The organism is Methylorubrum thiocyanatum, from assembly GCA_014138645.1.
In the GTDB taxonomy this organism is placed as follows: Bacteria; Pseudomonadota; Alphaproteobacteria; order Rhizobiales; family Beijerinckiaceae; genus Methylobacterium; species Methylobacterium thiocyanatum.
The window spans coordinates 18,251-36,923 of record JACJIB010000001.1 but is presented as its reverse complement, the minus strand read 5'-3'; the positions used below and the strand labels follow the sequence as shown (position 1 = coordinate 36,923).

General features: G+C 69.2%; 19 protein-coding genes. 11 read left to right on the top strand and 8 right to left on the bottom strand.

Annotated elements, in window-relative coordinates; all coding sequences use genetic code 11:
* Positions 1-3 precede the first annotated feature (3 nt).
* The 6 genes from HNR51_RS00170 to HNR51_RS00145 all read left to right on the top strand — a co-directional run bounded on the left by HNR51_RS00170 (position 4) and on the right by HNR51_RS00145 (position 3,606).
* Positions 4-1,614, top strand: coding sequence for an AAA family ATPase (locus tag HNR51_RS00170; protein WP_182553631.1), 1,611 nt, complete (start codon positions 4-6; stop codon positions 1,612-1,614).
* Positions 1,615-1,628: 14 nt separating this feature from the next.
* Positions 1,629-1,859 (top strand): hypothetical protein, encoded by a 231-nt coding sequence (locus HNR51_RS00165; RefSeq protein WP_182553630.1) that lies wholly within the window; start codon positions 1,629-1,631, stop codon positions 1,857-1,859.
* Positions 1,846-2,067: a hypothetical protein gene (locus tag HNR51_RS00160; protein WP_182553629.1), complete on the top strand. Its 222-nt coding sequence runs from the start codon at positions 1,846-1,848 to the stop codon at positions 2,065-2,067. Before HNR51_RS00165 ends, HNR51_RS00160 begins: the two co-directional genes overlap by 14 nt.
* Positions 2,064-2,399 carry a L5-gp82 domain-containing phage-derived protein gene (locus HNR51_RS00155; protein ID WP_182553628.1) on the top strand — a complete coding sequence of 112 codons (336 nt, stop codon included), beginning with the start codon at positions 2,064-2,066 and terminating at the stop codon, positions 2,397-2,399. Before HNR51_RS00160 ends, HNR51_RS00155 begins: the two co-directional genes overlap by 4 nt.
* Before the next feature lie 22 nt (positions 2,400-2,421).
* Positions 2,422-3,240 (top strand): metallophosphoesterase, encoded by an 819-nt coding sequence (locus tag HNR51_RS00150; RefSeq protein ID WP_182553627.1) that lies wholly within the window; start codon positions 2,422-2,424, stop codon positions 3,238-3,240.
* A gap of 108 nt (positions 3,241-3,348) precedes the next feature.
* Positions 3,349-3,606, top strand: a complete 258-nt coding sequence (locus HNR51_RS00145) for a hypothetical protein (protein ID WP_239681655.1) — start codon at positions 3,349-3,351, stop codon at positions 3,604-3,606.
* Positions 3,607-3,664: 58 nt separating this feature from the next.
* Here HNR51_RS00145 and HNR51_RS00140 read toward each other — a convergent pair whose 3' ends face one another.
* On the bottom strand, positions 3,665-4,345 hold the full coding sequence (locus tag HNR51_RS00140) for a hypothetical protein (protein WP_182553626.1): 681 nt from the start codon (positions 4,343-4,345) through the stop codon (positions 3,665-3,667).
* Between the two features lie 564 nt (positions 4,346-4,909).
* Here HNR51_RS00140 and HNR51_RS00135 point away from each other — a divergent pair.
* The 3 genes from HNR51_RS00135 (at position 4,910) to HNR51_RS26905 (ending at position 11,501) form a co-directional block, all read left to right on the top strand.
* Positions 4,910-6,901, top strand: a complete 1,992-nt coding sequence (locus HNR51_RS00135) for a helix-turn-helix domain-containing protein (RefSeq protein ID WP_182553625.1) — start codon at positions 4,910-4,912, stop codon at positions 6,899-6,901.
* Between the two features lie 144 nt (positions 6,902-7,045).
* The gene (locus HNR51_RS00130; protein WP_182553624.1) at positions 7,046-7,381 is read left to right on the top strand and encodes a hypothetical protein; all 336 of its coding nucleotides are present in this window, start codon (positions 7,046-7,048) and stop codon (positions 7,379-7,381) included.
* Positions 7,382-8,294: 913 nt separating this feature from the next.
* Positions 8,295-11,501: a DEAD/DEAH box helicase gene (locus HNR51_RS26905; protein ID WP_182553623.1), complete on the top strand. Its 3,207-nt coding sequence runs from the start codon at positions 8,295-8,297 to the stop codon at positions 11,499-11,501.
* 37 nt (positions 11,502-11,538) lie between these two features.
* On the opposite strand, the gene HNR51_RS00120 is transcribed toward HNR51_RS26905, so the two are convergent.
* From HNR51_RS00120 to HNR51_RS00095, 6 genes are all read right to left on the bottom strand, one after another.
* Complete coding sequence (locus HNR51_RS00120) at positions 11,539-11,742, bottom strand: hypothetical protein (protein WP_182553622.1); 204 nt, start codon at positions 11,740-11,742, stop codon at positions 11,539-11,541.
* Positions 11,743-11,761: 19 nt separating this feature from the next.
* Entirely contained in the window at positions 11,762-12,775 is a 1,014-nt protein-coding gene (locus tag HNR51_RS00115; protein ID WP_182553621.1) for a CBASS cGAMP-activated phospholipase, read from the bottom strand.
* Positions 12,775-13,272, bottom strand: a complete 498-nt coding sequence (locus HNR51_RS00110; RefSeq protein WP_182553620.1) for a type II CBASS E2 protein — start codon at positions 13,270-13,272, stop codon at positions 12,775-12,777. The genes HNR51_RS00115 and HNR51_RS00110 overlap by 1 nt, the downstream gene beginning before the upstream one ends.
* Positions 13,269-14,468 carry a nucleotidyltransferase domain-containing protein gene (locus HNR51_RS00105; protein ID WP_182553619.1) on the bottom strand — a complete coding sequence of 400 codons (1,200 nt, stop codon included), beginning with the start codon at positions 14,466-14,468 and terminating at the stop codon, positions 13,269-13,271. The genes HNR51_RS00110 and HNR51_RS00105 overlap by 4 nt, the downstream gene beginning before the upstream one ends.
* Before the next feature lie 108 nt (positions 14,469-14,576).
* A complete protein-coding gene (locus HNR51_RS00100; protein ID WP_182553618.1) occupies positions 14,577-15,110 on the bottom strand; it encodes a hypothetical protein in 534 nt (177 codons plus the stop codon).
* Between the two features lie 45 nt (positions 15,111-15,155).
* Positions 15,156-15,932: a hypothetical protein gene (locus HNR51_RS00095; protein ID WP_182553617.1), complete on the bottom strand. Its 777-nt coding sequence runs from the start codon at positions 15,930-15,932 to the stop codon at positions 15,156-15,158.
* A 250-nt stretch (positions 15,933-16,182) separates the two neighbouring features.
* Here HNR51_RS00095 and HNR51_RS26615 point away from each other — a divergent pair, with 250 nt between their 5' ends.
* Positions 16,183-16,770, top strand: a complete 588-nt coding sequence (locus tag HNR51_RS26615) for a hypothetical protein (protein WP_239681693.1) — start codon at positions 16,183-16,185, stop codon at positions 16,768-16,770.
* A gap of 12 nt (positions 16,771-16,782) precedes the next feature.
* On the top strand, positions 16,783-17,115 hold the full coding sequence (locus HNR51_RS26610) for a protein NO VEIN domain-containing protein (protein WP_306424272.1): 333 nt from the start codon (positions 16,783-16,785) through the stop codon (positions 17,113-17,115).
* A 308-nt stretch (positions 17,116-17,423) separates the two neighbouring features.
* Here HNR51_RS26610 and HNR51_RS00085 read toward each other — a convergent pair whose 3' ends face one another.
* Complete coding sequence (locus tag HNR51_RS00085) at positions 17,424-18,452, bottom strand: IS110-like element ISMmg2 family transposase (protein ID WP_009867220.1); 1,029 nt, start codon at positions 18,450-18,452, stop codon at positions 17,424-17,426.
* Positions 18,453-18,673 lie beyond the last annotated feature (221 nt).

The window sequence follows — 18,673 nt, the reverse complement described above, 5'->3', positions numbered from 1 at the left end:
CCAATGACAGACGAGATCCGGCGCGCGGAGCGCGCCCGGGCGCTGCGCCACGCGTACACGCCCCCCGACACCGTCACCGCCCCCGCGACCCTGCGTCAGCTCCGCTACGGCTGGCCCCTGCTCTGGGGGCACCCCGGCCCGGACCTGCTCGCGTGGTCCCGCTCGATCCCGCTCGACGGGCTGCCGCGCGGCGTGCTCGACGCCCTGGCCGCCCTCGACGAGGGCACCGTCACCGTGGCGGTGGCATCCACGCTAACGGAGGCCTTCGCGGATGCCGCCGCCGACACCCGGCTCACCTCGGACGTGCGCGACGACTGCCAGGAGTACGCCTCCCGCTGCCGGTTCTCCACCGCCTGGCTCGGGGACTACGCGAACTCCGTCCTCGCCATGCACGAGACCGACGTCTACCTCGGCGGCACGTTCGACGACTGCGAGCGGCGGGCCCTGATGGTCACGCGCACGGAGTTCTCCTACCTCGGCCATCAGATCCTGCAGGGCGGGCACGACCCCAAGCACCCCGTCCCCCGCGCCCAGATGCGCGAGCGGGCGTGGCAGGATCTCCTCTCCGAGAGCGAGGTCGTGCGGTTCTGCGCGGCGCTCGACCAGGGCGAGACCCGCTCCGCCATCCGCGCCGTCGTCCGGCGGGGGCCGGTCCGCGACGACACGGGCACGGACCCGCGCGACCCGGATTTCGACCCGCTCGACCTCGGAGACGAGGTTGCCGGCCCGCCGCCGGACACGCTCCTCGCCCTTCCGAGGCTCGGCGCGGGGCTGAAGCCGGACGCGCTCAAGGAGCTCAAGGCGGCCGTCGGCGCCATCGTCGGGAAGCACCTGCCCCTCGTGACCGTGCCCGCGAGCTGGGCGGGGTTCGTGGCGGCGCTGGACGCGGAGTTCCCGCAGTTCGCGGACGTGACGCGGGCCATCGTGCGCCTGCAGGGCGGCCGCCGGACCTGGGGCGGGCTGCGCGTCATCCTCACGGGGCCGCCCGGCGCCGGGAAGACGCGGTACGTCCGGAGGCTCTGCGAGCTCGCCGGGCTGCACCTCGCCCGCATCCCGTGCGACGCGTCCGCCGACAACTCCTCCGTGGCGGCGACGCCGCGCCGTTGGCAGACCGGGCATCCGTGCCGGGCGCTGGCCGAGATGGTCGCGAGCATGACGGCGAACCCCGCCATGCTCCTCGACGAGCTCGGCCGGGCCTCCGGCACGCAGCAGTCGAACGGGGGCCGCCTCTATGACGCGCTCGTCGGCATGACCGATCCGGAGAACGCCTCCGCCTACCACGACCAGTTTGTGGAGGCGCAGGCAGATCTCAGCCACGTGCCCTGGATCGCGACGGCGAACGACGTCGCCTCCGTCCCGGCCGCGCTGCTCGACCGATTCGTGCAGCTCGACTGCGCCCTGCCGGGGCCGGAGCACCTCCGCATTCTCGCGCCCCAGGTCTCGCGCGAGGCCTGCCGCCAACGCGGTCTCGACGAGGCTTGGGGCACGCTGGACGAGACCGACCTCTCGCTACTGGCCCAGCACTGGAGGGGGGGCTCGATGCGCCGGCTCGCCCGGCTGGTGGACGTCCTCATGGCGGTGCGCCTCGATCCCTCGTCCGGGCCGCGGCACTGAGGGGAGGACAGGCCATGCACGCTCCCGTCCTCGACTACCTCCTCTCGTCCCTGCGCGCCCACCGGTCGGCGGGGACGGCCCACCCTGAGGCGGCCCTCGGCATGGAGGCGTACATCCTCCACGTTATCCGCCTCGCGGATCAGCGGGCGCTCTCGGGACCCGAAGCCCTGGTGGCGGCGAACCGGGCCTACAACTCGGCCCTCGGCCTGCCCTCGCTCCCGGAGGCGCGCCGTGAGCCCCGGTGATCCCGTCGCCGCGGCGGTCGCGCGGATCCAGGCGGCGTGGGAGGGCGGGCGCATCTGCCGGCTCTCCGGCGCCGGCCTGCGGGCCCGGGCGCTGGAAGCGGGGCGCCTGCGCGACGCCGGCGTCCTGAGCCCCGAGGCGGCCGCCGGCGTCGCCGCCGCGGCGGAGAACGTCGCGCTGGCGTTCGAGCCCCTCGGGGCCCGGCGGTGACCGACGTCTACCGCAACCTCACGCGCCAAGTCTGGTCGGTGCGCGAGGGCGGCCGCGTCGTCGCGCACCTGCACGAGCTCGCGCTCCGGGACGTGCGCCTCGTCGTCCAGCCGGGCGGCCGCGCGGCCTGCCTGCGCACCGGACAGCGCTCGGCTCAGGCGGTCGCGCGCGGCACCCGCACCGATTTCGCCGGCGTCCCCGAGGGCGCCGTCGAGATCGGGTACAGCCCGTGGATGGCACCGTATTTCACCTTCCGGCCAGGGTTTCGGAAAGCTTTGGCCTGTAGGGTCGCAGTATTCACAAGCAACGGCACGGCCTGGGCGCTCCTCTGAGCGCGGCCGGAGGATTCCCGCCATGACCGCCCGCCTCTGGGTCCTCTCGGACCTGCATCTCGACGTGCACCCGCTCGATCTCGACCCGCCCGAGCACGACGTCGCCGTCATCGCCGGGGACGTGTGCGAGCACCTGTGCGACCGCGTCCTGCCGTGGCTGCGGGGGCTCGCCGGCCCCGTCGTCTACGTGCCCGGCAACCACGACTTCTGGAAAACGACGTACCAGAAGGAGGTCGCCGAGGCGCGCGAGCTGGCGGCGGCCGCCGGGATCCACCTCCTGATCGAGGGCGAGGTCGCCGAGATCGCGGGGGTCCGGTTCATCGGCGCGACGCTCTGGACGGACTGGTCTCTCCGCCTGGACGAGCAGGCCCGCGCGATGTCGGAGGGGGCCGCGCGCGAGGGCGGCATGCGGGACGTGCGGCGGATCAAGTGGCGCAGGGGGCCGCAGGACTACAGCAAATTCCTGCCCCGCTTCTCCGCCGACCTGCACCGCGAGCAACGCCAGCGCATCGAGGCCGCGCTGGCGGAGCCGTACGCGGGCCCGACGGTCGTCGTCACGCACCATGCCCCGCACGAGCGGAGCCTGCGCGGCGGTGGCTGGCGGACGCCGCTGGACGCCGCCTACGCCTCCGACCTCTCCGCGGTGTTGGAGGGGCCGACGGCGCCGGCGGTCTGGATCCACGGGCACATCCACGAGTGCCGGGACTACACGGTCGGGGCCACGCGGGTCGTGGCGAACCCGCGAGGCTACGTGACGGAGCGGCTAGCATCCCGCCTCCGGCCGGCGACGCGGGAGGTCGAGAACCCGGCTTTCGACCCGGCCCTGATCCTGGAGGTCTGAGCATGCGCGCGATCCTCATCGCGGTCGCCCTCGTGGCGGCCCCTCCCGCCGTCGCGGGCGTCATGGTAGGCCCGCTGGTCCGCCGGGGCGGTCGAGCTCCGCGGCCCCGTGACCGTGACGACGGGTCTGGATTTCGTCCGGACCGGTCCCGGCGAGTGGCGCGTGCGGGTGCGGTGCGAGACACGCGACACCCGGACGGGGCGCTGGACGGCGCGCACGGAATCCGGCGTAGCGGTCCAGAGCATGGAGATGGTGATGATCGACGTCGGGCGCCTGGGCCGGATGGTCCTGTTCCCGAACGGCGAGCTCGCCTCCAACACGGCCGCCTGCGCCTCAGGGACCGCCGACCTCGGGACCGGCGACTAAGCGATCGTTTCGTTTTGCCCCTGGCTCCCCGAAAACGAAACGATCGCTTAGTCCGACCTCAGCCCCACTTGTGCTCGCTCAGGCCACGGCCCGTCAGGAACATGAGGAAGTCCTTCCCGAGCGGGGTGAGCGCGGCCCGAGTATCGTCGTCTACGGGTTGCCGCTCGACCGCCACCAGACCCCGCGTGAGCAGGTAGTCGCCCCACGCCTCGAACGTCTCTGGCTTGAAGATGTCGGGGTAATTCCGCAGGGCGGTGAGGGCGTATATTTCCTTGGCCTGCGCGACAGTTATGGGCCCGCGGACGTTCAACTCCTTCAGGGCTGTGATCTGGCTCCCGAATATCAGCCTGTAGGTTTGCTCGTGATCTCGCTCGACTTGAGCGGCGACGGCGATCCGAACCGCCCACGCCATCTGGACGTCGAGGCCGCCCGGCACGACCGTCTCGATGCGGTGGCGCAGTTCGGTCTCCAGCGGACCGTACACGGGGCTGGGCGGTGGGAGTTCCGGAAGCCGCTCGCCGGGTTCGGGTGTCGGGACGGGGAGCCGCTCGGTTTCTGGCGCGTGTTTCTGGGCCTCGATCTGAGCGGCCGCCTCGCCGCCGGTCAGGTCGGCTGATCCTCCCGGGAACGTGAGGGCTCGCAGGTCGCCGAGTTTCTTCCTGACCTCGGGGCGGAAAAGCCCTGCGAAGGCGAGGAGGCCGGTGACGATGACGAGGGCGAGCTGGGCGTTCGGATCCATGGTTAATGAGCCTGGGACGGCCTCGCCCAAACGCAAGCGGCCCGGGAGAGTTATCCCTGGGCCGCTGCGTAGCTAACTGGTGTTCGGTTCTCTTTACTGACGCGGGTAGCCGAGGCGGAGCTCACCCTGGATCCTGGCGCGCTTGGCCTCGCGCTCCTCCACGCGGAGGTGGGCGGCCCAGCGGGGCCAGAGCCACACACCGCCACAAAACAACATGATTTCAATGGGGGTGATCCCCCACTCAGTGCCGCATGCAACCGGCAGCCGCCGGCCGTGCTGCGGTGCCGCGAGGGATTGCCCAAGATTTTTTCGAGGCTCCTGGATGCCCGTCAGGGGGTCAGGATCGCATCGCCGGTCCTTCCCCTACCGGCCGGTGCGCGCGGCATGGCGTGGCGGCGACCCAGGGGCCTGGACGGGGTGTGTATCAGGGTCTCTCGCGGGAAGGTTTCGGGCCGTTAACCTCCGACCCTCGGGGCCGAACTGCCCCGCTTGTGGAAGGGCGCGACGCGACCCACACTGTGCAGGTTCGCGGGTGTGGTGCCCTGCGACGACCCGCAGAGCCCGATGCCACTCACCCCTCGCCAGGCCTACGCTGTCCCGCCGGTCCCGTCCGTCCTGATGGACCGGGCCGACGTCGCGACGCTGCTGCGCGAGCAGGAGGAGCGCACCGCCCTCCAGGCCAAGCTCGCCCACCTCCGCACCGTCCACGCCCCCCGCGCCCGCGGCAACGCCACGGTCATCGTCGATAGCCGGTTCGCCGAAGGCGTCCAGCTCCGCACCCGCGAGCTCGCCAGGGACCCGGCCGCGCACGCCGCATCCCACGTCTCGCTCCAGCGACACTACGAAGCCCGCGGCGCCCACGCCCTCGCGCGCGTGAATGCCCTGATGTGGGCGGACTGCGAGATCAAGCCGGGCAGCCCCTTCTTCGGTATGCCGCCCCAGGAGATCGCGGGCATCCTGCTCGCCCGCATGGATGCCGCTGGGATCCCGCGGCCGAGCTATATCCTGTTTTCCGGCCGCGGCCTGTGGTGCGTGTGGCTGTCCCGCCGCCCCCTCCGTGCCTGCGTCCAGGCCCGCGTGCGGCGCCTGATCCGCTGCCTGTGGGGCGAGGCCGTCCAGACCGGCGCCGCCAACGCCGAGCGCGTCCGGGCCAAGGCCGCCGCCAACGCTGCCGTGTGGGCCGGCATGGACCTCGACTGGAGCGTGGGCGACATGGCCCGCGTCCACCGCGTCGCCGGCAGCGTCAACGAGAAGAGCCAGGAGCGCGTCCGCCTCCTCTGGCCCGAGAGCTGGGAGGACGTGCAGCGCCACGACCTCGACACGCTCGCCGACGCCGTGCTCCCGTTCTCCCGGTCCGAGACCGCGCTGTACCGCGAGGAGCGCGACGCCCGCCGGGCCTCCCGCAAGGCGCAGGCCCTGGCCGAGGGCGGTCCGGTCGCGCCCCCGCGCCTGCGCACGCATTCCCGGGGACTGTGGGGCGCCGTCGAGGCCGAGCTCCTCCGCGTCCTGTCCCTCGGTCCCGACCGTCTCGCCCGGCTGGAGAAGCGCGACCTAGTGTGCTTCCACCTCGCCGTCGCCCGGGCGCGGACCGGCGTGGGCGGCGACGCCGATTCCTGGGCGATGGAGCTCGGCCCCTACGTCGTCGGCGACGGCCTCACGCAGGAGAACCTGCGCGCCTACCTCGGGTCGGTCGCGAGGCGCCTGCGCCAGCACAAGGCCGGCGAGGTGCGGATGCACAAGGGCAAGGCCGTCACCCCGCTCTACACCCCGAAGCTGGACAAGGTCCGGTCCGACCTGAACCTGCCCGCCGACCTCTGCGACGAGCTCGGCCTGACCCTGCTTCGCCCCGACGCGCCGACCCAGACGGCCACGGAGCGGTCCGCCGCCCGGCGCCAGCGTGAGGGGGCCACGAGCCGCGCCGCCCACGCCCAGACCCTCGCCGAGGTCGCCCGGCTGGCCCGCGAGTTCCAGGCCGCCGCGGACCTGCCGGTGACCGAGATCGCCCGCATCCTCGACTGCTCGCGCGCCACCGTCTACCGCGCCCTCGATGCCCACCCGGCCGAAACGGTGGTCGAGTCCGTCCCGTCGGAGGAGACCGTCTCGGAGAGTGTCGCAGTTCCGGCACGTAATCTAAAGGGTGGCTACGCCAGCCCTGCCTGCCCCGCCCCGCCCGAGACCCCGGCACCGGCCGCCCCCGCCGCCAAGGCCCCTGAGGCCCGCCCCAGCCGCCGCAAGTCCAAGGCCGCGCCCCAGCCCCAGACCCAGCCCTGGCTCATCCACGGCCCCCTGCAGCGCCTCCTGGCCCTGTACGAGTACTACCGTGCCCGCACCCTGGAGGCGGAGCGCGACGGCCAGAGGCAGGGCTGGTGCTCGCCGTGGGACAACATGATGTGCGCGGCCTCGACGCTGCAGATCGAGATGGCGGATGGCCGCCCGCATCACTCCGCCCCCCTCGAGCCCTGGAACGAGGCGAAGCTCCTCTCTCACCTCGCGCGCGTCGGTATAGATCCCTACCTCTACCTGCCTTGTCCGTCGCCTGAGGCGCGTCTACATTGAGGCCTGGGATCGAGAGATCTCTGCCGGGTCTACTTTGCACCACATCGTCGACCAGACCTTCGCCCGCCCGGTGACCCCGCGGCGGGCGTTGTCGTTCCAGGCCCCCTGGTCACTTGCCAGGGCCGTAGGCAGGATCGGGAAGCCATGATGCTCTCCCCTCCCGCCATGCCCCATCCCCCGACCGTCTCCGCCCGTGCCCGGCGCGAGGCCGACCGCGACCGCAAGCGCGCTGAACGCCAGGCACGCCGGGATGCGGGCGCGCCGGATCCGCGGGCCCTCGACGCCGCCATCGTCGATGCCCTCCGGGATGCCCTGCAGACGGGCTCAGGGACGGGTGGGCTCCACCCCTCCGTCCGGCTCGACGACGTGCTCCGGCGCGCCCTGGGGCACCTGCAGAGGCGCACGAACGGTGGCGCTCCCTTGCAGCGCGAAGCCGTCCACCAAGCCGTCGCGAACCGGTTGGCACCGCCCCCCGCCTGAGGCCCTGGGAACCCGCCAGGCAGGTCCGTTCCCCGGCACCGACCCGTCCCCATCGAGGCCCGCCCGGACTGGCGTTCGAGGATCCCACCTTCCGGACCGCCCAGGGCCGCAACGGCATGGTGGACTACCGCCGGATCAGGACGGGTCCCCGTTCCCGGGATAGGATCGAGCCGGGCGAGGTGCTCGCGATGCACCGGGCGACCCGAGCCTTTATCGAGGACGAGCTCGCCCGACCTTACGATGGCCCGACGGTGGTCGTGACACATCACGCCCCGCATCCGGCCAGCCTGCAAGACCCGCACGCGGACCTCGCGTGGAGCTACGCGTCCGATCTCACCGACATGATCATGGACAGGGGACCGGACATATGGATCCACGGGCACGTGCATCATGCGGCCGACTATCGGATCGGGCGCACGCGGGTAGTCTGCAATCCACGGGGCACCATGACGAACAGTCGGGCTTTGTACCTTCCGTCGTTGTCGCCTTGTAGTTGCATAGCTAGACGGTGTGTCTGGACAAGGGACCGCCACGATAGGAAACTTGGCCGTACGATTCCTGGTCAATTTCGATGTCCCGTCCCCACCTCAGCGCTAGCATCGTCGAGCTGGAGCGCATCTTCTCGGCAGCCGAGGGCGACCCGAAGGTCCTCAAGAGCCTTCTTGCCGAACTCGGTCAGCGCTCGACGGAGAGAGCCGGGCGCCTCAAGGCCAAGGTGACCGCGGCTCTGGAAGGTGCCGAACCGTCCAAGGCGCCTCCGCGCGCGCCGACGATTCCTGCGCAACCGTCGAAGCCTCCGTGGCCTCCCCGACCCACCGCCCCCAAGGCGCCGCCTTCCGAACCGAAGCCTGAGGCAAAGCCCTCATCGCCGCCGCCATGGCTGGACCGAGGCCCGCGCAAGGCGCCTCCGCCGGTGAGGAATCGGCCTGAGGACGTGCTCTCGGCGTGGACGGCGCTGGAGGTGCTGTCGCCTGTCACCTACCGCAAGCCCGCGGACATGGCCGACGGCGACACACGCCGGATCGCCGCCCTCGACGGGGGCCTGCCGTGGCGGCAGCCCGGGGAGAAGGCCAGGCAGAACAAGCAGCTCTTCTACCAGGTCGTCCTCGGCGCCGTGCGCATGGACGAGGCCACCAACGCCCTGCTGTCCGTCTTCGTGGACAAGCACCAGGACCGGCCCGTCGCGCGGGGCATGGCGGCAATCGCGACCGTCACCGTCGACAAGACCGGCGTGCTGGTCGAGGAAGGCGCGGCCACGGCGTTGTCGAGCTTCGCCTGGGGCCTGCCGCTTGCCCTCAAGCAGGATCTCGTCGGTCTGGGCTGCTGGCCCGAGGCCGAGACCAAGCTGAACGAGGATCTCGACCGTCGGCTCCGTCGGGTCGACGACGAGGGCAAGCCGTTGCCGCTGGACGCCGACGCGGTCCGTGGCGCCTACGACTGGCTCGTCGGGACTCTGGGGCTCCATCCCAGCCTCGTCGAGGGACCGACCTTCGCGATCCGCGTCTACCACTACTGGAAGGCCCAGGATCCGCCCGACGCACCGTTGATGGGCAGCTTCTTCCTTGAGGACATGGCCGCGGTCAGGAAGCTCGTGACGGCGGGGACGGTCCCCACCGCGCTCCGGTCCTATCTCGGGATCACCAAGCGCGCCGAGCGGAAGGACGTCCTCGCAGGCGAGGCGGTGATGGCCGCGTCGGTGACTCCCGGGCGCTTCCCGCCGGGACGCTGGCCCGCGCCGGGCCGCCATCCCCTCGTCCTGCTGCAGCAGGGCGCGGTCAACGTGGCGATGTCGGACCTGCCGGGCATCGACCTGTTCCCGGTCAACGGGCCGCCCGGGACCGGGAAGACCACTCTGCTCCGGGACATGGTCGCCGCGCTCGTCGTCCGCCGCGCCGAGGCTATGTGCGCCTTCGACGTGCCCGAGAAGGCGTTCACGGCTTCCGGCGCCAAGCCCAAGGTCGGGACGGCGACCGTTCCCATCCACCGGGTGGACGAACGGCTGCGCGGTTTTGAGATGCTCGTGGCCTCGTCGAACAACAAGGCGGTCGAGAACGTCAGCCGCGAGCTCCCTGCCCTGAAGGCCATCGCGGACGACGCCGGTAGCCTGCGCTACTTCAAGACGGTGGCCGATAAGGTCGGCGGCGGGGTCGAGGCCTGGGGCCTGATCGCGGCCGTGCTCGGCAATGCCTCGAACCGCTTCGCCTTCCGCGAGGCGGCGTGGGTCGATCCCGATCATGGGCTTCGGACCTACCTCGCCGAGGTGGCGGGCAGCCCGCAATGGATCGAGGAGCCCGATCCGAGCGCACCTGGCAAGGTCCGCAAGCGCCGCCCCCTCGTCGTCGACAGGGAGAGCCCGCCTCGCAACCGGACCGAGGCCCTGAAGAAGTGGCAGGAAGCCCGGGCTGAGTTCCAGGCCGAGGTGGCGAAAGTCCGGAATTTCCTGGTCGAGATCGAGGCCGCCCGGGAAGAGGTCGGCACGCTGCCTGAACTTCGGTCGGCGGCCGCGAGGGCAGCCCGTGCCGCGGATGCCGCTGAGGAAGCGACCGCCACGGCGAAGCAGGATCACCAGGAATCGGTGGCGGAGGCATCTCGGGCGAAGCAGGTGCGGGAGCGGGCGCAGCAGGCCCTGGACGCGCACCAGGCCCGTCGGCCCGGCTTCTTCGCGCGGATGTTCTGGACGAGGCCGGCGAGGGACTGGTCCACGAGCAATGACCAGCTTGGAGCCGTCCTGGAGCGCGCCGACCGTGAGGCCGGCGATGCCGCCGCTCGCTCCGCATCCGCTCAGGGCCAGCATGGCGCTGCCGAGAAGGCGAGGAAGGCCGCCGCCAGGGAATTCCAGCAGGCGGTCGCGATCCGGGATCAGGCAGAGGAGCGGGTGGCCGTGATGCGCCGCAGATGCGGCGCGCGGGCGGTCGATGCCGCCTTCTTCGCTCGGGACAGGGAGGTCCTTCACCTCGCCGCTCCGTGGCTCGACGCCGCCGCCCACCGGGAGCGGGACCGAGTCTTCGAGCTCGCCCTCGCGGTCCACAAGGCCTTCATTGATGCCGCCGCGGTGCCGGTCCGGAGCAACCTCGAAAACCTGTTCAAAGCGCTGATCGGCCGGAACGCGTGGCAGCTGAAGACGCGACCGCACATGCCCGACCTGTGGGCGACCCTGTTCCTCGTCGTGCCGGTGATCTCGACGACCTTCGCCTCCGTCACGCGCATGCTCGGGTACCTGCCGCCGGAGACGCTGGGGTGGCTGCTCGTGGACGAGGCGGGACAAGCCGTGCCCCAGGCCGTGGTCGGCGCGATGATGCGTACAAAGCGGTCCGTAGTGGTCGGCGACCCCCTCCAGATCGAGCCCGTGACGTCTCTGCCCACCGAGTTGGCCGAGACGATCTGCGCGGACTTCGGGCTCGACCCGGAGAGCTGGAATGCGCCGAAGGCGTCCGTCCAGGCGGTCGCCGACGCCTCGGCGACCTTCGTGGCCGAGTTCCAGCAGACCGTGGGCTCGGTGCAGGTCGGCTTCCCCCTACTGGTCCACCGGCGCTGCGCCGACCCGATGTTCAGCCTCTCGAACTCGGTCGCCTACTCGAACCTGATGGTGCACGCGACACCGTCTCGGGCCTCCGGTATCCGGGACGTACTCGGCCCTTCCCGCTGGGTCGACGTCGTGGGCGGGCGCACCGAGGACAAGTGGTCGGACGCGGAGGGAGCCGCAGTGGTGGCCCTGCTGCGCCGCCTCTCGGAAGCGGGCGTGGCCGAGCCCGACCTCTACATCGTGAGCCCGTTCGTCATCGTGGCCCAACGGCTCCGCGAGCGTGTGTCAGCCTCCGGCCTGCTGCAGCGATGGACCTCCGACCCCTACGCGTGGACCCGGGACCGGATCGGCACGGTGCACACCGTGCAGGGTCGCGAGGCGGACACCGTCATCCTCGTGCTCGGGGCCTCGCTGCCGACGCAGCGCGGCGCTCGGGGATGGGCCGGGGGCTACCCGAACCTCCTCAACGTGGCCGTGACCCGTGCCAAGGAGAACCTCTATGTCGTTGGCGCCCAGGACGCTTGGCGCGAGGCTGGGGTGTTCCGGCATCTCGCCACGCGTCTGCCCGCGTTGGCCGAGACGCTGGAACCGATATAGCCCTCCGCCGGAAGCCGGGCTCGTCCCGCCGTAAACGCTACTTCCGCCGGTTATAGGGGCTCTGGTTGACCGGCTTGAGGGAAACGCCGAGCTCGACAGCCTTCGACTGAACCGCCGTCGGCGTGCGCTTGAGCTTCAGGGCCATCACGCGCGTCGGCGTGTTCTCGTCGGCCAGCTTGCGCAGGGCCCGCGTGTCTCCGGGCGTCCAGGGCTGTCCGGAATTCGACGGTGTCTTCGCCATCATGCTCTCCTGCGGTTACTTACGCCGCGGCCTTCACAGCCGGCAGCCGGTGGAAGGGCTCGAACGCCGGGGCGACCTCCCCGAAGAAGTGACGGCGCAGGTCGGGAAGCTGCTCGCGCGCCTCGACCACGGCCCGGTTCTTCATTTCGGCGATGCGCGAGACGTCATCGAGCGTGTAGCGGTCCAGCGGGACGGTCTGGTCGATCCGCCAGATCGCCTTGCGGTCGTGCACGTCGCCCGTGATGATCTTCGCGGCGCCGAGGGCGCTATGGGACTGACCTGCCATGAAGAGCCGGGCGAGGTTCGGCGCCGCACCGAGCTTGCCTCCGATCCGGCTGGGCGCCTTCACGTCGTTGGTCGTTCCGATGCTCAGGATCTTGAGCCCGTTGCCCGGCCACTGCAGCACGCCCACCGCCTCGACCGCCGCCACGCCGATGGGATTGTTTGCCCATACGCCGCCGTCGACCAGTTCGATTTCCTCCTTCGTGAGGTAAGGGTCGAGGAAGGTCGGCGCCGCCGCGCTCGCCATTGCGGCATCGACCGCCGGCTGAAGGTAGTCGGTCTCGAAACGCGGGTGATGGGCGGTCTTGTAGAGATAGACGCGCTCTAGGATCGGATGCCAGGCCGGGATGACGAGGCGGGTCTGGCTCTCGCCGATCAGGCGACCGCCGATCACCTCGTCCAGCGCCTCCCGAAGGCTCGTGTTGGAATATTTCGTGCCCATCCAGTGGCGAGCCGACCGCGCCTGCCTCGTGATCCAGTTCGCGATGGGGCCGCGATGTTGGTCGAAGATGGCGGGGCCCTTCTCCTCGTAGAAGCGGAGGATCTCCCCGGCGGTGAGGCCAAGGCTCAGTCCAGCCGCAATGATTGCGCCGGTGGACGTGCCGACGATCAGGTCGAAGTAGCGGCCGATGGGCTCGTCGAGATGCTCTTCGAGCTTGGCGAGGAAGGCGGCCGGAAAGACCCCGCGGATGCCGCCGCCGTCGAGGGTGAGGATCTTACGGAATTCGGGAGCGTCGATGTTAGCTTCCATCACGCGGCCTCCTTTTCGGGCTGAAGGACCTCGATGAGGCCGGGGTTGTTGGCGATGATCTCGGCCTCGACGTCGGGGGAGACATGGACGCCTCCGCCACGCCACTCTCCGGTCGCCAGCCAGTCCTCGAAGTACCAGAGCCAGAGGACCGCCCAGGGCACGATGGTGCGGTCCAGCAGCATCGAGGGCCGCCACTCGTAGGCGCTGGGAAGGTACAGGCAGAGCCGCGGGGGCCGCTCGGAGTAGAGGTGAGGAATCCTCGCCCCGTTCGCGAGCAAGGTCAGGTCGGGCTGATCGACGAAGGTGACCGGCACCCCATTGACCCGATACGTCAGGCGTAGATCGTACGTGCGCGAGATCGGGGACGGCGAGGCCTGGAACCGCCACGTCAGCGCGCCACCCGCGATGCCGCCATCACCCCGGGTGATGGGGCTGGCTTTGAGGTTGACGTGCTGCTGGGCGAGCGTGAGGCGCCGCGGACGGAAGGGGGGGCTCATCCGCAGTCCCGCCCGTAGAAGGTGTTGCTCCTGACGGGGACAGCAGCCGCGACGGCCGGCGTGGCCGTTAGTCCGACGAGCGGCGCCATCCTCAGCAGGCCGGAGCGGCGGGCGCTGGCGATCTCGTTGTCCAGCGCGGTGAAGGCGGCGCCGACCGGCCGGGGCCCGAACGATTCGTCCATCCGCTTCCGCACCAGGTCGGTGCCATCGACGCGCGCGAGGTTCTCCATGTCGGCCACCGCCTTGGCGTGCCAGGTAAAGAAGGCCTCCGCCTTGTCCGGGTCGTCGTTCCACCGCTCCGCGAAGTTCTCGTCGATGGTGGTCTCGTTCGGGATGTACCAGCCCGGGGACCCGTCCGGCAGCGTCCGGCGGATGAAGGCCGGCATGCCGCGCAGCACGGCGATCATGAGGTCGAACTCGGTGTCGTAGACCCCCGCCTTGACGCAGCGCTCGTAGCTCCACGCGATCAGCGTGGTGAGGATGACCGAGATCGGCCAGAGGGCGAGGTCCTGCCCCTCGAAGTGGACGTCGCGGTGCCGCTTGGCGACTTGCACGAAGTTGCAGAGGATGCTGCGGCCGCTGGAGGCGACGGGGAACGGCTCGATGTCGGCGCGGCTCTTGATTTCCTCGTCCAATGCTTTCGTGAGCTTGATGACCGGCACCAGCGCCGCACGCGCCTCGAACGCCTTGCGGTAACCGCGCGGGTTGCTGCCCTTCCACTCACGCAGGCTCTTATCGGGGACGAGTTCACCCTGGTTGCGGCAGGCAAGGTTCAGGATCGCCGGCGTGATGTCGAGGTGGAACTCGTTCGCGTAGACGAGCCGCCAGCACCGGATCTTCTCCTCCAGCAGCCTGGCGTAGGTCGCGTGCGCCTTGAGGCGGTCGCCGATCACCTTCTTGATGTAGGCCGGCGTCCACACGGTGGTCCCCGAGGGCATGAACGCGACGAGGTCGACGTCATGCTCGTTTTTGCCGATGGGGCGCACCGACGTCCCGAGGGCCGTGGAGCCCTGCAGGTAGATGGAGAGATCGTGCAGCAGGAAATGCTCGCCGGCGGCAAGCCACCGGGCGACGCCCTCGTAGCGCTCCTTAGCCTGCTGGAACCGGCTCTCTGTGATGTCGAGCTCGGCGCACATGCGCGCCAGTAGGTTGATCAGGTAGGCCTTGCGGTGGGCCAAGCGGTGATCGACGAACATGCCTCATCTCCATCGAGATAGGCAGCGCGCCAATCTCCATAAGTGAAGCCATTTATGGGGGTGTGACCGAACGTCGTCAAGGTCCCGTTCACCACGAACCTCGATGGCCTACGCGATGCGCTGGTAGACGAATTCGACGCCGCCCGTGTCAGCGACGCTTTCCCGCCGCAGCAGGAAGCCGCTGGACCAGAGCTGCTTGAGCTTCATGGAGGCGTTCGCCACCGTGACGTGAATGGCGTCAGCAATTTCGGAGGCACGTGCGTGCGACCGTGCAACGACGAAATCGAGTGCCGCCTTCGATCCGGCACTAGGTTCGAAACCGATGAACCGATGGCCCTTCGCATCGGCAATCACCAACGGCTGCTCGACACGTCGGGCGGCCGCGTCGATGTTTTCCTCGATGTAGGGAGTGGCGATTTCGAACAAGTAGAAGCCCTTCTCGCCCTTATAGCGGCGGGCGAGTTGAACGATTGTCTCGGACGCGAAGGAATAGTCGACCTGCTTCACGCCCTTGAAGGAGATCGGGAAGATCGTCTGGTCGGGGTTGCGCTCGACATGCTCGACGAGCTTCGAGAAAACCGGTCGTCCCATCTCCCGTCCCCAGCCCTCGGACTTGGGCATCATATCGCGAAGCACGATCATCGAAGCACCTGGTTCATGTCCGTCATTTAAGCGGTGATGATGGCGTCAGACAAGAGACAGCTCGAAAGCGATGTGAGTTCCAGCGAGCTCCGGTAACTCCGATGAGAGGATGGCGGTGTTCGGAAGGTACGCCTCCCCCGATGGCACCAGCGTCACCGCTTGCGACCTCAGCCGCACATCGAGTGTGGCTCGATATTTGATCGCCTTAGTCGCACACCCCTTCAGGCCATTTCCGTGGGAGGGGTCGTCGAATCGCGACAGGCCATCGCGGAACATCTCCACGAGCAGGTCTATGTCCCGGATGTCGCGATAGCTCGGGTCCCTAGCTTCCAAGGCGGGCCGAATGGTCTGCATCAGCCCACGCCCATTATCGGAGACCACGACGCGCGCCTTGTTGGAGGCGGGGTACGATTGGAAGGCCGCATGCCCGGTCGCACCGTCGCCACCGTGCAGGTACACGTTTCCGATGAGTTCCGAGAGGATCGTCGACATCGCATCCTCGAATTGCGGAAAATCGGTCCGGGCCCCGCAGGTCGCGCCAATGGTCTCCTTGAGCTTGGAGATTAGGTCGTGGGCATCCATCCCCGGGCGGATGGCACAGATTTCCACGAGGCCCCGATTGTTGCCGCCGAACACATGCGCGCCCGACACGGCCGGACGATCCGGCGACACCTCAACCTCAGGCGCGAGGTGATCGAAAAAGCCCATTCGGTCGAGATACCCCATCGCAGGGCCGTCTTCGAATACGAGCCGGACCGGAATGTCTTGCGCGATGATCTGGTTCGAATAGGCAAGGAGGCGGACGCAAGCGTCGAGCAGCATCTTGGTCCGGCTCGTCACCTGGAAGGTGACCGGCACGGGCGAGGCGAAGGGGTTTCCTCCCGCCCGTACCGCCCTGTCGACATCACTCGCCCTGAGCCAATTCCCCCCCAGTCGGATCAACATGCTCGAAGGCGCTCTCAGAAACGAATCGGGGATAATGCCTGGGCGGCCAGGATACTCGCCTCCCGCACCACTCCGCAGCTACAACCGCCCAAGAGCGTCGGCCGGGCCGGTTCAGGAGGGTCATTTCGTGGAAAGCGAGCTGCCAAATCCAGCTCAAAGTGGCACGGATTGGTCCTTAGAGGAGGTCGCCGCGGTCGTCACGGACTACTTCGCCATGTTCGCGGACGAGGTTGCCGGGCGCCCCTACAACAAGCGGGAACACAACCGCGCTCTCCAGGCGGTCACAGGCCGCTCGGCCGGCTCCATTGAGTTCAAGCACCAAAACATCAGTGCGGTCCTGGCCGAGCTCGGGCTGCCGTGGCTGCGGGGCCATAAGCCCCGCTTCAACTATCAGGACGCCTTGGCCGCGGAGATCGAAGGATACTTGGCTGGCATACCTGACCTAGACGCCGCGCCCGCGTCGCCACCAATAGCTGTCCGTACGCTGTTCGTGCCGCCGCCGGCGCGTCAGACTGGTCCTCGCAACGCCGCCATGGAGCGCCTCGTTCGCAAGTTCGATCCAGCCGGACGGGACGAACGTAACCGTGCGCTGGGCTTTGCTGGCGAGGAGTTCGTGGTCGAGGTTGAGAAGCGTCGTCTCCATGCAGCCGGACGCTCTGACCTGACCAAGAAGGTCGTCTGGGTCGCCCGCGACGAGGGTGACGGTGTGGGTTAAGACGTCAGTTCGATTGATCTGGCGACCGGCCAGAAGCTCCTCATCGAAGTGAAGACGACCCGGGGCGCGAAGACAACGCCGTTTTTCGTGACGCGGAATGAGGAGGCGGTATCCAGGGAGCGGCCGGAAGAGTGGCGGCTATACCGCGTGTTCGAGTTCGCCGCGGCCCCGCGGATCTTCGTTCTGGATCCCCCGCTGAGCCATGGGCGCAACCGTATCGGCGAGGTGCGGCCAAGGTCAACTTTATGTGGCATGACGTTAGGACGTTCTGGCTGCGGGACCGACCATTGCATCGCAACGGTAGCTGTGTGGCTACAAGCGGCCGTTTCAGTGGTTTCGGCCTAAGGTCCGCTGATGACCCGTTGCAGACCTTTCTCCTTGCGTGTGCGGATGTCCTGTGTGGATGGCTCCCGCATTGCAAGTGGCGAATCGAGCTTCTGGCGCGTTGGTCGGGTGCAGTCTTGTGTCCGGCCTGTTGATGCAGTCGTGCATGTTGACTGCTGGCCCTGATGGTATCCGCGAGCTGGGTCCCACTCTGCTTAGCGGGCTATGACGCCCTGGACATTCGGCGGGGTGTCCCGGCTCCCGGTCTGACCGGTTCGCCATCAACTCTCATCGTCCTCGCAACCTGGCAAAGTCTCCTCGCCGTGCTGTCAGGCGGCCATGGCCGCTGGTGCGCGGTAGGTGCCACCGCGGGTCATGATCGCCCAGGCGACCCGCGCCGTGCGATTGGCCGCCGCAACAGTCACCACGCGCACCGGCTTGCGCTGCAGCAGCGCCGGCAGCCGCGGGTCGACCGAAGTCGGCGTCGCCTTCGCGCGCCGGATCAGAGAGGTCATGCCGACCACGAGCAGGCGGCGCAGGTAACGGTCGCCCATGCGCGAGATCCGACCCAGGCGCTCCTTGCCGCCGCTGCAGTTCTGCAGCGGTGTCAGACCCAACGAGGCCGCGAACTGCCGACCGGAGCGGAAGCGCTCGGGCTCGCTCACCGAGGCGGCCAGCGCGGTCGCCGAGACGATGCCGACACCCGGGATCGTCGCCAGGCGCTGTGACAGGTCGCAGTCCCGATGCCAGGCCAGCAACTCCTTCTCCAGCCGGGTGAGCTGGATCTGCACGGCGCCGATCTGATCGGCCAGCCCATTCACTACGCGCTGGGCCAGGGGCGGCACCTCGGCCGCGTCTCCGGCTGAGAGCCGAGCTGCCAGTTCGAGCGCATGGCGCAGGCCCCGCGCCATCTCGATCCCGAACTCGGCGAGCAGACCGCGGATCATGTTCACCAGCTGCGTGCGTTGCTTGACCAGCAGGTCGCGCGTCCGGTGCAGGGCCAGCGCCGCCTGCTGCTCGGTCGACTTCACCGGCACGAAGCGCATGCTCGGGCGTGTCACCGCCTCGCAGATGGCAGCGGCATCATTCGCATCGGTTTTGCCGCGCTTGACGTACGGCTTCACGTAAGCTGGCGGCATCAGCCGCACGTCATGGCCGAGCCTCATGAGTTCCCGGGCCCAATGGTGCGCTGTGCCGCACGCCTCCATGCCGACCAGGCAGCGCGGCAGCTTGGCGAAGAACGGCACGACCTGCGCCCGCCTCAGAGCCTTGCGAACGACGACGTGCCCAGCTGCGTCGACGGCGTGAACCTGGAAGATGCTCTTGGCTAGATCGATGCCGACGGTGATGATCTCCATGGGGATGGCTCCTGCATCTGCGTGGCTGCTTCGACAGCAACCACATCCTGGCACTCAGATGCCGTCAGTCGGAGCGGGAGCCATCCACCCCATCTGCTTTGAAATCAAAAGCGGCGGCCGTCACATCAGGGTACGCCGGCCCGCCGACGCTACTGCGGAAGATGCTAGCCGAAGCGTAATGAGGCGGCGCGCATCGCGCCATCCCAGCATAGGAACGTCGC